Source organism: Herbaspirillum frisingense (assembly GCF_047325095.1).
GTDB classification, from domain to species: domain Bacteria; phylum Pseudomonadota; class Gammaproteobacteria; order Burkholderiales; family Burkholderiaceae_D; genus Herbaspirillum; species Herbaspirillum frisingense.
This window is the reverse complement of sequence record NZ_CP168558.1, coordinates 2,025,981-2,038,220: the sequence shown is the minus strand read 5'-3', so window position 1 is coordinate 2,038,220 and position 12,240 is coordinate 2,025,981. Positions and strand designations below refer to the sequence as shown.

Below are 12,240 nucleotides of genomic sequence, written 5' to 3'. Positions count from 1 at the left end.
TACAGCGCAACACCGGTTACCGGTAAAACGTAATATTTAGTTGTAATAGTTAGTAATTTTCCATTATTCTCTGCACGTCCCGTCGAACAAAAATCACAAACTGGGACGCCCCCGCGTCGACCTCGCCAACATCAACAATAAAACCCGTCGACGTAAAAAATCCCCCTTGCAGTGCTTTCAAAATCAACCAATCAATCGAACCCGAAAGAGGTATCCCAATGAAAAAGCTGTTGAGCAGTTTCCTGATCGCGTCCGCCTTCGTCGCCATGGCATCCTCGGCCAGCGCCGCCGATCTGGAACGCACGCGCGAACTGGTCTGGACCGACGCCACGTCGACCTTCAGCGCCCGCTATGGCGATGGCACCACCGGCCAGAGCTTCCTGGAAAACTTCACCTTCAACGTCGGCGGTGCTGGCACTGCGGTGTCGTCGGCACTGGTCTCGATCGCACTGGATGGCCTCTCCCGCGTGGGCATCAGCAGCTTTACGCTCAGCGGCAACGGCCAGACCTACACCGGCACCCAGCTCTCCAGCGGTGACCTGCAGACCTTCAGCCTGCGCACCAACGGCCTGACCAGCGGTCTGTACACCCTGTCGGTGGCCGGCACCGTGCTGGGTTCGGCTGGCGGCAGCTTCGCCGGCAACATCAGCGTGGCACCGGTACCGGAAGCCTCCACCACCGCCATGATGATCGGCGGCCTGGGCCTGGTCGGCTTCGCCGCCTATCGCCGCCGCCGCAAAGCCGGTGACGACGGCGCGCAGATGACCAGCGCACAGATGATGCCGGCTTGATCGTCGCCGCACTCTGATCGTTGAAAAGTGCAAGGGGAACGGCCGCGAGGCCGTTCCCCTTGTCACATCTATCGTCGGTGGGACGCTATGCCACTTGTCTGCTGGGACGACTGCCCAGCACAGAATATTAAATAAATCTATCGATATACATAAGTTGATAGCATTAATCCCAGGCACCTGCGAAACTTTTCTCGTACGGCCACACCTAAGCTTCGTAACGCTTGACGTATAACGCCTAACGCTATACGGTGTCTTCATGATACTTAGCTTCCGATGCCAAGACACCGAGGCGCTGTTTCAAGGGCGCGCCGTCGCAAGGTTTTCAAACTTCCGTAAAGTCGCAGAACGCAAGCTCCAGATGCTTGATTCCGCGGCGACGCTGGATTACCTGCGCTCGCCCCCGGGAAACCGCCTGGAAGCGCTCTCCGGCAACCGCGCCGGCCAGCACAGTATCCGAATCAACAGCCAATACCGCATTTGCTTCGTCTGGCACGACCAAGGGGCTGTCGGCGCAGCAAACGTTGAGATTGTTGATTACCACTGAGAGGGAAACATCATGAATGCACCAGCCAACGGAATGCGCCCCATCCATCCGGGCGAAATACTGCGGGAAGAATATTTAGCTGAACTGAACATGAGCGGCAACGCGCTGGCCAAGGCACTGCGCGTTGACGCGCCTCGCATTTCGGCGATCCTGCGGGAAGAACGCGCTGTGACTATTGATACGGCATTGCGCCTGGCACGTTTTTTTGGCGGCGATGCCCAGTCCTGGCTCAATCTGCAATTGGCTTACGATCTCAAGATGGCTGAAATTGAGCTTGCGGGACGTATCGCCGAAGAGGTGCAGCCATTCGCTCGCGCCGCGTGAGGGACGCCCCGATATCGCTCCACCCGCAGAACAGGGCCAGCTGCTGATGCTATAGTGGCGCCCCAGCAATACTTTGCGCGCACTTCCAAACCTTCCAGGGTGAGTAGGCAGGTGGGTAGCCAGGCAGATCTTGCAGCTACCCATGCCGCGCAAAGCCGCACCACAAAAAGACTTTGCACATACCATGAAAATCGCCACCTGGAACGTCAACTCCCTCAAGGTCCGCCTGCCGCAGGTCCTGAAATGGCTGGAAGAAAATCCGGTCGACGTGCTCTGCCTACAGGAAACCAAGCTCACCGACGACAAGTTTCCCGCCGCCGAGATCGCGGCCGCCGGTTATCTGGTCGAATTCTCGGGCCAGAAGACCTATAACGGCGTGGCCATCCTGTCGCGCCATCCGATGACTGACGTGGTCAAGAACAACCCCTTGTTCCCCGACGAGCAGCAGCGCATCATCGCCGCCACCATCGAGGGCGTGCGCTATGTCTGCGCCTATATTCCCAACGGGCAGTCGCTGGAGTCCGAAAAATATCCCTACAAGCTGAACTGGCTGGCGGCGCTGCACGAATGGCTGGCACAGGAGAAGGCGAAGAACCCGCGGCTGGCGCTGCTGGGCGACTACAACATCGCGCCCGAAGACCGCGATGTGCATGATCCGGTGGCCTGGCAAGGTCAGGTGCTGGTGTCGGAGCCGGAACGCGAGGCCTTCCGCAAGCTGCAGGCGCTGGGCCTGACCGACTCCTACCGGCTGTTCGAACAGCCGGAGAAGATGTATAGCTGGTGGGACTACCGGCAGATGGGTTTCCGCCTCAATCGTGGCCTGCGGATCGACCACATCCTGCTGTCGGAAGAACTGGTGCCGCGTTGTACCGCCTGCGCCATCGACAAGGTGCCGCGCAAGTGGGAGCAGCCTTCCGACCACGCACCGGTGATTGCGACCCTGGCCGACTGACGCCGCCCACGGCCAAGTCAGTATCGACGAACGCCACCTCAGGGTGGCGTTTGTTCTTTCTTGTTGCGCATGTTCTTTTCGAACTGCACATCAAGCTTGCTGACGCGCTTGGCCTTCTGCGGTCCCTGCGCGTTGACGAAGCTGACGAAGTCGTCCAGTTCCATGGCTTCGTTGAGCTTTTCCAGCGGCTGGCCTGCCACGCGGCGGGTCAGGATGAAGCGCTCATCGGAGGTGCGCAACATGGAATACTCGCGCGATTCGGTGCGGTTGTTCAGGCGCTCGATGGCGCTGGCGGCGCGGGTCGATCTCATCATTGGGCCTCTTGCAATTTGAGCTGCCAGTAACCGACGTCGATCCAGCGTCCCATCTTGTAGCCGACCTCGCTGAAGACGCCGCATTTCACGAAGCCCAGGCTCTCGTGCAGGGCCACGCTGGCCGCATTGGGCTGGGCGATGCCACCGATGACCAGATGCACGCCCAGGGGTTTCAACTGCGCGAACAGCTCACCGTACAGCAGCTTGCCGATGCCGCGTCCGCCGGCGTCGTGACGCAGGTAGACCGAGCTTTCCACCGAGCGCTGGTAGGCCGCGCGCGGCTTCCATTTGCTGGCGTAGGCATAGCCCAGCACCTCGCCCTCCTGTTCGAACACCAGCCAGGGAAACTGCGCCTGCACGTCGGCAATGCGGGCGGCCATACCTTCGACGCTCACGGGTTCGGTCTCGAAGCTGATGACGGTGGTGTCGACGTAGTGGTTGTAGATGCCACAGATGGCAGCGGCGTCGGCGGCAGTGGCCGGGCGGATTGAGGGATGCATGACCGGAAGCTTTGAAGAGGGACGATGGGATGAAGCTGCCAGTGTAACCAAATTACGGCATCAGCGGCGGCCAGGTCCGGTATCGGCCGCCGCTTGCTGGCAGGGATCAGTCGCGCAGCGCCAGTCTCACCTGCTCCAGCGCTGCCGGGTCCTCGATGGTGGGCAGGTCGCCCGGATCGCGGCCTTCGCAGATCGACTGGATGGCCCGTCGCAGCAGCTTGCCGGAGCGCGTCTTGGGCAGGCCGGTGACGAAGAACACCCGTGCCGGGCGGCCGACCGCGCCGATCTGCTTGTCGACCACACCCATGATCTCGGCTTCCAGCGCCTTCCTCTGCTCCGGGGTGGCAATCGCGTCGGCCTGTTTGGCGATGGCAAAGGCAATCGCCACCTGCCCCTTCAACTTGTCTTCCACGCCGACCACGGCCACTTCGGAGACGTTGGGATGGCTGGAGATGCTCTCCTCGATCTCGCGGGTCCCCAGGCGGTGGCCGGCGACGTTGATGACGTCGTCGGTGCGCCCGAGGATGAAGTAGTAGCCATCCTGGTCCTGGATGCCCCAGTCGAAGGTGGAGTAGACCTCCCGTGGCAGGCTGCGCCAGTAGGTGTTGACGAAGCGCGCATCGTCGCCGTACACGGTCTGCATGCAGCCCGGCGGCAGCGGGCCTTCGATGGCGACCACACCCTTCTGGCCGGCCGCGCAGGGCTCGCCGCTGGCCTCATCGAGGATGGCCAGGCGGTAGCCCGGCATGGGCACGCCGGGGCTGCCCAGGCGGGTCGGCTTGTCGCTGATGCCCTTGGCGATCGAGATGATGGGCCAGCCCGATTCGGTCTGCCAGTAGTTGTCGATCACCGGTACCTTCAGCGCCGCCGAGATCCAGTTGGAGGTGGTCTCGTCCAGCGGTTCGCCGGCCAGGTAGAGCGCCTTGAGCGAAGAGGTGTCGTAACGCTCCATGCATTCGGCCGGCTGTTTCTTGAGCACGCGGATGGCCGTCGGTGCGGAGAACATGCGGGTCACCTTGTACTTCTCGACGATGCTCCACCAGATGCCGGCATCAGGCCGGATCGGCAGGCCTTCGTACAGCACGGTAGGCATGCCGGCGATCAGCGGGCCATAGACGATGTAGGAGTGACCCACCACCCAGCCGATGTCGGAGGTGCAGAAATAGGTCTCGCCGGGCTTGCCGCAGAAGATGTGCTGCATGGACGACGCCAGCGCCACCGCATAGCCGCCCACGTCGCGCTGCACGCCCTTGGGCTTGCCGGTGGTGCCGGAGGTGTAGAGCACGTAGCTGGTTTCATTGGACTCCAGCCAGGTCACCGGCACCGGCTGGTCCAGGTACTGTGCGCGCAGGCCGGCAAAGTCGACATCGCGCTCAGGCGTGCGCGCCATCGGCGCCAGGCCGCGATCGACCAGCAGCACACGCTGCGGCTTGTGCTGTGCCAACTGGATAGCATCGTCCAGCAGGCCCTTGTAGGGAATCACCTTGCCGCCGCGCGAGCCGGCATCGGCCGAGACGATCAGGCGCGGCTGCGCGTCATCGATGCGCGAGGCCAGGCTGTTGGAGGCAAAGCCGCCGAACACCACCGAATGCACCGCCCCGATGCGGGCGCAGGCCAGCATGGCGAACACCGCCTCGGCGATCATGGGCATGTAGATCAGCACCCGGTCGCCGCGCTGCACGCCCAGGGCCAGCATGGTGGCGGCCATGGCCTGCACTTCGCGATGCAGTTCGGCGAAGTCGTAGACGCGTTCGCTGTTGGTCTCTGTGGAAATGGCGATCAGCGCTGCCTGCGAGGCGCGTTCGGCCAGGTGACGATCGACGGCGTTGTAGCACAGATTGGTCTTGCCGCCGATGAACCAGCGCGCAAAGGGCGCGCGCGAATAATCCAGGGTGCGGGTGAAGGGCTCTTCCCAGTGGATGCGCTGTGCTTCTTCGGCCCAATAGGTGTCGGGATGCTCGATGGAGCGGCGATAGAAATCCTCGTATTGCATGACGTCTCCTCATGTCTTTCGTATTGGAAAACTGTGTTCGCCCTGGACATGCGTGGTCTGCGGGTCGATCGTCGACGGCTTGATACCGGGTGCCGGCTTGCAGCACCCCCTGTCCGGCCTTCATGCGACGTTTGATCCAGTCTTGCACCTGAAGCTTACGGGTGGCTGAATTCGCCCAGCCGGCGCCGCTTTGCGGCTGATGCAGATCAAGCGCGACGACGAAAAAAGCGGATGCGATGTCACCGGTACGAGACCGGCGACATGCCAGAAGAAGAGGAAACGAAGGAGGAGGGAGAAACGCGCCGCGGTCAGCTCATCGCCACGGCACGCTGCACAGCGGATGCAATCAGCGCGTGCGGCAATCGTTGGCGAGCTGCTGCCCGATCTTCGAATTGAGCAGCATGGACTTCGACGGAATCTGGATCCACACCAGGCCTTCGCCCTTGTTCTCCAGTCGCACTGCACCGGTCGAGGTGCTGACCGGGTTCATCATGTAGCTGCTGCCCTTCCACACCAGGGTCACACCATCGGTCACGCGGCCATCCATGCGGATCTCGACCTTGTTGCCCATCTCGCAGCTGAAGGCGCCGGTCTTGAGCTGGGTCGCCCAGCTGGGCTGGGTGGCCGCCGGGGCCTGCAGCAGTTGCGGCAAGACCGGCTTGGTGTCGCTCACCGGTATCGGGGTGTTGGAAGAACAGGCGGCCAGCACGGAACTGGCGGCCGCGCACAGGCAGACCTGCTTGAAAAAACGACGGGAAGCGATGGCAGCAATCATCGGATGATCCATGGAGAGTCGGGGGCGGAGATGGGCCGGAAGCGGGCCAAAAACGAGCCGAAAGCGGCCCGACCGCATCTTAGCAAGTAATTACACCGGACTCGACCACATGTAACGCTTGTTACAAATCCGGAAGGCAACGGCCGCTCCCGCGGGCCGTCGCTTCCATCGCTGCACTGCTTCACCACTATTGCACTGCGGCGCTACTGCTCCCCTTGCTCCCCTCCCCTACCCTGCTGCCCGCTTGCCTTACTTGCGCTTGGCGATGGGCACGAACTTCAGATCTTCCGGGCCGACATAGTTGGCCGACGGGCGGATGATCTTGTTGTCGATGCGCTGCTCGATGATGTGCGCCGCCCAGCCCGAGGTGCGGGCGATGACGAACAGCGGCGTGAACATCGCGGTGGGCACGCCCATCATGTGATACGACACGGCCGAGAACCAGTCCAGGTTGGGGAACATCTTCTTGATGTCCCACATGACCGTTTCCAGGCGTTCGGCGATGTCGAACATCTTGGTCGAGCCGGCTTCCTTGGAGAGCTTGCGCGCCACTTCCTTGATGACCTTGTTGCGCGGGTCGGAGATGGTGTAGACCGGGTGACCGAAACCGATCACCACTTCCTTGTTCTCCACGCGGCGACGGATGTCGGCTTCGGCTTCGTCCGGGTTGTCGTAGCGCTTCTGGATCTCGAAGGCCACCTCGTTGGCGCCACCGTGCTTGGGGCCGCGCAGCGCGCCGATGGCGCCGGTGATGGCCGAGTGCATGTCCGAGCCGGTACCGGCGATGACGCGACCGGTGAAGGTGGAGGCGTTGAACTCGTGCTCCGCGTACAGGATCAGCGAGGTGTGCATGGCCTTTTCCCAGGACTCTGAGGGCTTCTCGCCGTGCAGCAGGTGCAGGAAGTGGGCGCCGATGGAGTCATCATCGGTTTCCACTTCGATGCGGTTGCCATTGTGGCTGTAGTGGTACCAGTACAGCAGCATGGAACCCAGCGAGGCCATCAGGCGGTCGGCGATGTCGCGCGCGCCGGGGGTGTTGTGGTCATCCTTCTCCGGCAGCACGCAACCCAGGGCCGAGACGCCGGTACGCATCACATCCATCGGGTGCGAGGCCGCAGGCAGCCATTCCAGCGCCGCCTTGACGTTGGCCGGCAGGCCGCGCAGGGCCTTGAGCTTGGCCTTGTAGGCGCGCAGTTCGGCGCTGGTGGGCAGCTTGCCATGCACCAGCAGGTGGGCGATCTCTTCGAACTCGCAGCTGTCGGCCACGTCCAGGATGTCGTAGCCGCGATAGTGCAGGTCATTGCCGGTCTTGCCGACGGTACACAGGGCGGTGTTGCCGGCGGTGACGCCGGAGAGGGCAACGGACTTCTTGGGCTTGAAACCTGCGGCTTGTTGTTCGCTCATCGTGTTCTCCTCGTAGCGTGTTCGGTGAAACTGAATTGTCGGAAGGGATTACTTGTTCTTCTGCTGGGCAAACAGCGCATCCAGGCGCTGCTCGTAGCTGTGGTAGTCGATGCGGTCGTACAGTTCCATGCGGGTCTGCATGGTATCGACCACGTTCTTCTGGGTACCGTCGCGGCGGATCGCCTGATAGACATTTTCGGCCGCCTTGTTCATGGCGCGGAAGGCCGACAGCGGATAGAGCACCAGGCCGACGTCGGCGCCCTTGAGTTCGTCCACGGTGAACAGCGGGGTCGAGCCGAATTCGGTGATGTTGGCCAGGATCGGCACCTTCACCGCATTGGCGAACTGCTTGTACATACCCAGGTCGGTGATGGCTTCCGGGAAGATCATGTCGGCACCGGCTTCGACGCAGGCCACGGCGCGCTCCACGGCGGCCTCCAGGCCTTCCACGGCCAGTGCATCGGTGCGCGCCATGATGACGAAATTCTCATCGGTACGGGCATCCACGGCGGCCTTGATGCGGTCCACCATTTCCTGCTTGCTGACGATTTCCTTGCCGGGGCGGTGGCCGCAGCGCTTGGCGCCGACCTGGTCTTCGATGTGCATGGCGGCGGCACCGAACTTGATCATCGACTTCACGGTGCGGGCCACGTTGAAGGCCGAGGCGCCGAAGCCGGTATCGACGTCCACCAGCAGCGGCAGGTCGCACACGTCGGTGATGCGGCGCACGTCGGTGAGCACGTCGTCCAGGTTGGAAATGCCGAGGTCGGGCAAGCCCAGGGAACCGGCCGCGACCCCGCCGCCGGACAGGTAGATGGCACGGAAGCCGGCGCGCTTGGCCAGCAGGGCGTGATTGGCGTTGATCGCGCCGATGACTTGCAAGGGGGATTCTTCCTGGACGGCCTGGCGGAACGCTGCGCCTGCGGAGTGGAGAGCCATGATGGACACCTTCTGTAAGGGTTGCTGGAGGTAGCGGACTATGGAGGGCTTATTGCAACGGCCGTGCCATCGCACTGCAACATCCTGCGAAACCTGGCGGGCCTCTTTTGGGCCGATATGAAACTTCCTTCCAGATCAATGACTTGCGGACGAAACCTGGCTCCCCTGCCACGCCAGCAGGCAGGCCGGACGGGCGGTCCGGAGGCATGCCACCCCGTTTCATCAGTGTTACACTAACGTTTCACTGAAACATGGTGAACGTTTCTTCCTGGCTGGCTTCAGGCCTTTCCAGCCACCCTGAGTCGTCGTCCATCACCCTCAGCCACCTAGCGCCACGCCCATGAAACGCCCTGCCCCCACCGACCGCCACGCCGACAAACCCGTGATCTGGACCGCTTCGGTATCGCGCCTGTCGGAGCTGTTCCGCGACATCACGCTGGAGTTCGACGCGCTGGCCGACATCGAGCCCATCCACCTGGGGTTCGACGAGGCCGTGCGCGAGATCCGCGAGCGCCTGGCCACGCAGCGCTGCGACGTGGTCATCTCGGCCGGCTCCATCGGCGCCTACCTCAAGAGCCGGTTGCCGGTGCCGGTGGTGGTGGCGCGCGCCAGCGGCTTCGACGTGATGCAGGCGCTGGCACGGGCGCGCCAGATCACCACCCGCATCGGCCTGGTCAGCTATCAGGAAGAGATGCCGGCACTGGCCGAGTTCCAGCAGATGTTCGGACTGGACATCGCCCAGCGCACCTATGCCACCGAGGAAGATGCGCGGGCCGTGGTCAACGAACTGAAGGCCGGTGGCATCGAGGCCGTGGTGGGCGCCGGCCTCATCACCGACCTGGCTGAAGAGGCCGGCATGCACGGCATCTTCCTGTATTCCTCGGCCACGGTGCGCCAGGCCTTCGAGGATGCACTGGAACTGGCGCGCCTGACGCAACTGGAGAGCACGCGTGGCCCCCTCCTGCCGGTGGCCGACAGCCTGCGCGCACGCCATCACCTGAAGGACCTGCGGGGCGACTCGGCTGCCATGGAAGCGGTACGGCAATCGATCACGCTGTTTGCCCGTTCACCGGCCAGCGTACTGATCCAGGGTGAGACCGGCACCGGCAAGGAGCTGGCGGCGCAAGCCATCCATCGCGCCCATCCGCTGATGCAGGGCAAGACCCAGGCAAGCCATCCCTTCGTGGCCATCAACTGCGGCGCGCTGGCGGAGTCGCTGCTGGAGTCCGAACTGTTCGGCTATGAAGAAGGTGCCTTCACCGGTTCGCGCCGGGGTGGACGTGCCGGCGTGTTCGAGGCGGCCCATCGCGGCACGCTGCTATTGGATGAAATCGGCGAGATGCCGCTGCCGCTGCAGACCCGCCTGCTGCGCGTGCTGGAAGAGCGCGAGGTGGTACGCGTCGGTGGCACGCGGCCGATCCCGGTGCAGGTGCGCATCATCAGCGCCACCCATTGCGACCTGGAGGCCAGGGTGCGCGAGGGCCGTTTCCGGGCCGACCTGTATTACCGGCTCAGCGTGCTGCGCCTGCCCCTGCCGCCGCTGCGTGCGCGCAGCGACGACGTGCCGGCACTGGCCGAGTGGCATCTCAAGCATGCGCTGGCGGCGCTGGATGCCCGCCCGCATGCCAACCTGGGTGCGGAAATCCTGCGCTGCTCGCCGCTGCTGTGCGCCTACGCCTGGCCGGGCAATGTGCGTGAACTGCGCAACCTGATGGAACGGCTGGCCCTGTTCCTGGCGGCCGAGCCGCTGCAGGCGCTGACGCCGGCCCTGATCCTGCGGGTCGCACCGGAACTGGGGCAGCACGCCGGCATGGCCAGCGCGACCGCGCAGGAGCCAGATGTCGTCACGGCCGCGCCTGACGATGCGCAGATCCAGGCCGTGCTGCGCCGCTATCGCGGCAATCGCGCTGCCGCCGCACGCCATCTGGGGATGAGCCGGACCACCCTGTGGCGCCGCCTGAAGCAGCTAGCGGATGAGGTCGATGAAGGCCAGCAATGAGCCATCGTGTGTAAATCATTTACCCGATGCGACAGGCTTCCTGCGTCCTGATAATCCACCGCAGCGCGCCTTGACAGCCCCGCACTGCGGCGCCTATCCTCGCCCGCTGTAACGCCCACGGCCGATCGCATTTGCCCCGTGAGCGCGACAGGGAGCCCATAACCATCATTCAACCAGCCAGGCAGTCGTCCGCCCCGCCCGGGCGAGACCGGCGCGCAGCTCCTCCATCCACAGTCATCCATCAGGGAGTCTCCATGACCAGCAACACCACGGCGCCTGGCGCCGCCACCACGCACCCGCAGGCGCGGCGCGCGATCATCTCGTCTTCCATCGGCAATGCGCTCGAATGGTTCGACATCCTGATCTACGGCGCCTTCGCCGTGGTCATCGCCAAGCAGTTCTTCCCCACCGGGGACGACAGCGTTTCGCTGCTGCTGACCTTCGCCACCTTCGGCGTGTCCTTCTTCATGCGACCGCTGGGCGCGGTGGTGCTGGGCGCCTATTCCGACCGCGCCGGCCGCAAGGCGGCACTGATGCTGTCGATCATGCTCATGACCATCGGCACCGCCATGATCGCCTTCATGCCCAGCTACGCCAGCATCGGCCTGCTGGCACCGGCCGGCATCGCGCTGGGCAAGATGATCCAGGGCTTCTCGGCCGGCGGCGAGTTCGGTAGCTCCACCGCCTTCCTGGTGGAACACGCACCGCATCGCCGTGGTTATTTCTCCAGCTGGCAGGTGGCCAGCCAGGGCATCAGCCTGTTGCTGGCGGCGATCTTCGGCGCCGTGCTCAACAACATGCTCACGCCCGAGCAACTGGCTTCCTGGGGCTGGCGCGTGCCGTTCTTCTTCGGCCTGCTGATCGCACCAGCGGGTATCTACATCCGTCGTCACCTGGATGAAGCACCGGAATTCAAGGAGTCCAGCGAAAAGACCAATGCGCCCCTGCGCGATACCTTCACCAGCCAGAAGCTGCGCCTCCTGATCGGTTCGGGCAGCGTCATCATGGCCACCGTCTCGGTCTACCTGTCGCTGTACATCCCGACCTACGCGGTCAAGCAGCTGGGCCTGCCGGCATGGTCGTCGTTCGCCGCGATGTCGGTGGCCGGCCTGATCATGTTCATCGGCTCGCCGCTGGTGGGCGCAGCCTCCGACAAGATCGGCCGCACGCCGTTCATGATCGTCAGCAGCGCCCTGTACATCGTGCTGACCTATCCGATGTTCGTGTTCCTGACCAATTCGCCGGGCTTCCTGCAACTGCTGTTGCTGCAGACCGTCATCGGCGTGCTCATGACCATGTACTTCGCCGCCATGCCGGCCCTGCTGGCCGACATCTTCCCGGTGGCCACGCGCGGCACCGGCATGTCGCTGGCCTATAACATTGCGGTGACCATCTTCGGCGGCTTCGCTGGCCTGATCATCACCTGGCTGATCGACTTCACCGGCAACAAGCTGTCGGTGAGCTACTTCGTCATCTTCGGCGCGGTGCTGAGCCTGATCGCTTCGGCGGCGGCGCGTTATGTGCTGAAGCTGCGCTAAGCAGCGATCGCGTAAATGATATAAATCGTTTCTCCCGGCAGTGTGGCGGGAGAAAATAAAAATGGCCTGGATCGCGAGATCCAGGCCATTTCCTTTTTTGTTGCCGCCGCCTCTTCCCCTTGTTGCTCCTGCCCACGCGGCGGCACGCGGGCAGGCCTCCCCTGCTT

General features: G+C 63.4%; 12 protein-coding genes. 6 read left to right on the top strand and 6 right to left on the bottom strand.

What is annotated here, in order from left to right; translation table 11 throughout:
* Positions 1–218 precede the first annotated feature (218 nt).
* The 4 genes from ACEOAC_RS09515 (at position 219) to xth (ending at position 2,611) form a co-directional block, all read left to right on the top strand.
* Positions 219–791: an FxDxF family PEP-CTERM protein gene (locus ACEOAC_RS09515; RefSeq protein WP_006712785.1), complete on the top strand. Its 573-nt coding sequence runs from the start codon at positions 219–221 to the stop codon at positions 789–791.
* A 256-nt stretch (positions 792–1,047) separates the two neighbouring features.
* A complete protein-coding gene (locus ACEOAC_RS09510) occupies positions 1,048–1,335 on the top strand; it encodes a type II toxin-antitoxin system RelE/ParE family toxin (RefSeq protein WP_102664297.1) in 288 nt (95 codons plus the stop codon).
* A 12-nt stretch (positions 1,336–1,347) separates the two neighbouring features.
* Positions 1,348–1,659 carry a HigA family addiction module antitoxin gene (locus ACEOAC_RS09505; protein ID WP_413444821.1) on the top strand — a complete coding sequence of 104 codons (312 nt, stop codon included), beginning with the start codon at positions 1,348–1,350 and terminating at the stop codon, positions 1,657–1,659.
* Positions 1,660–1,843: 184 nt separating this feature from the next.
* The gene (gene xth, locus ACEOAC_RS09500; protein ID WP_413444822.1) at positions 1,844–2,611 is read left to right on the top strand and encodes an exodeoxyribonuclease III; all 768 of its coding nucleotides are present in this window, start codon (positions 1,844–1,846) and stop codon (positions 2,609–2,611) included.
* A 38-nt stretch (positions 2,612–2,649) separates the two neighbouring features.
* Here xth and ACEOAC_RS09495 read toward each other — a convergent pair whose 3' ends face one another.
* The 6 genes from ACEOAC_RS09495 to prpB form a co-directional block, all read right to left on the bottom strand.
* Positions 2,650–2,922 carry a hypothetical protein gene (locus ACEOAC_RS09495; protein WP_006712789.1) on the bottom strand — a complete coding sequence of 91 codons (273 nt, stop codon included), beginning with the start codon at positions 2,920–2,922 and terminating at the stop codon, positions 2,650–2,652.
* Positions 2,922–3,425 (bottom strand): arsinothricin resistance N-acetyltransferase ArsN1 family B, encoded by a 504-nt coding sequence (locus ACEOAC_RS09490; RefSeq protein ID WP_241813330.1) that lies wholly within the window; start codon positions 3,423–3,425, stop codon positions 2,922–2,924. The genes ACEOAC_RS09495 and ACEOAC_RS09490 overlap by 1 nt, the downstream gene beginning before the upstream one ends.
* 106 nt (positions 3,426–3,531) lie before the next feature.
* Positions 3,532–5,418 carry a propionate--CoA ligase gene (locus ACEOAC_RS09485; protein WP_413444823.1) on the bottom strand — a complete coding sequence of 629 codons (1,887 nt, stop codon included), beginning with the start codon at positions 5,416–5,418 and terminating at the stop codon, positions 3,532–3,534.
* Positions 5,419–5,764: 346 nt separating this feature from the next.
* Positions 5,765–6,193, bottom strand: coding sequence for a hypothetical protein (locus ACEOAC_RS09480; RefSeq protein WP_241813332.1), 429 nt, complete (start codon positions 6,191–6,193; stop codon positions 5,765–5,767).
* Between the two features lie 249 nt (positions 6,194–6,442).
* Positions 6,443–7,597, bottom strand: a complete 1,155-nt coding sequence (prpC, locus tag ACEOAC_RS09475) for a 2-methylcitrate synthase (RefSeq protein WP_180668204.1) — start codon at positions 7,595–7,597, stop codon at positions 6,443–6,445.
* A 48-nt stretch (positions 7,598–7,645) separates the two neighbouring features.
* The gene (gene prpB, locus ACEOAC_RS09470; RefSeq protein ID WP_006712799.1) at positions 7,646–8,536 is read right to left on the bottom strand and encodes a methylisocitrate lyase; all 891 of its coding nucleotides are present in this window, start codon (positions 8,534–8,536) and stop codon (positions 7,646–7,648) included.
* A 340-nt stretch (positions 8,537–8,876) separates the two neighbouring features.
* On the opposite strand from prpB, the gene prpR reads away from it, so the two are divergent.
* Both prpR and ACEOAC_RS09460 read left to right on the top strand, forming a co-directional pair.
* On the top strand, positions 8,877–10,535 hold the full coding sequence (gene prpR / locus ACEOAC_RS09465) for a propionate catabolism operon regulatory protein PrpR (RefSeq protein WP_413628808.1): 1,659 nt from the start codon (positions 8,877–8,879) through the stop codon (positions 10,533–10,535).
* Positions 10,536–10,789: 254 nt separating this feature from the next.
* Positions 10,790–12,073, top strand: a complete 1,284-nt coding sequence (locus ACEOAC_RS09460; protein WP_006712803.1) for an MFS transporter — start codon at positions 10,790–10,792, stop codon at positions 12,071–12,073.
* Positions 12,074–12,240: the final 167 nt, after the last annotated feature.

What these genes read in the sequence shown, in the direction of transcription:
- ACEOAC_RS09480 (WP_241813332.1), bottom strand. Translation starts at nt 6,193, where the DNA reads ATGATTGCTGCCATCGCTTCCCGTCGTTTTTTCAAGCAGGTCTGCCTG.
- prpB (WP_006712799.1), bottom strand. Translation starts at nt 8,536, where the DNA reads ATGGCTCTCCACTCCGCAGGCGCAGCGTTCCGCCAGGCCGTCCAGGAA.
- xth (WP_413444822.1), top strand. Translation starts at nt 1,844, where the DNA reads ATGAAAATCGCCACCTGGAACGTCAACTCCCTCAAGGTCCGCCTGCCG.
- ACEOAC_RS09515 (WP_006712785.1), top strand. Translation starts at nt 219, where the DNA reads ATGAAAAAGCTGTTGAGCAGTTTCCTGATCGCGTCCGCCTTCGTCGCC.
- prpR (WP_413628808.1), top strand. Translation starts at nt 8,877, where the DNA reads ATGAAACGCCCTGCCCCCACCGACCGCCACGCCGACAAACCCGTGATC.
- ACEOAC_RS09485 (WP_413444823.1), bottom strand. Translation starts at nt 5,418, where the DNA reads ATGCAATACGAGGATTTCTATCGCCGCTCCATCGAGCATCCCGACACC.
- ACEOAC_RS09490 (WP_241813330.1), bottom strand. Translation starts at nt 3,425, where the DNA reads ATGCATCCCTCAATCCGCCCGGCCACTGCCGCCGACGCCGCTGCCATC.
- prpC (WP_180668204.1), bottom strand. Translation starts at nt 7,597, where the DNA reads ATGAGCGAACAACAAGCCGCAGGTTTCAAGCCCAAGAAGTCCGTTGCC.
- ACEOAC_RS09495 (WP_006712789.1), bottom strand. Translation starts at nt 2,922, where the DNA reads ATGAGATCGACCCGCGCCGCCAGCGCCATCGAGCGCCTGAACAACCGC.
- ACEOAC_RS09510 (WP_102664297.1), top strand. Translation starts at nt 1,048, where the DNA reads ATGATACTTAGCTTCCGATGCCAAGACACCGAGGCGCTGTTTCAAGGG.
- ACEOAC_RS09505 (WP_413444821.1), top strand. Translation starts at nt 1,348, where the DNA reads ATGAATGCACCAGCCAACGGAATGCGCCCCATCCATCCGGGCGAAATA.
- ACEOAC_RS09460 (WP_006712803.1), top strand. Translation starts at nt 10,790, where the DNA reads ATGACCAGCAACACCACGGCGCCTGGCGCCGCCACCACGCACCCGCAG.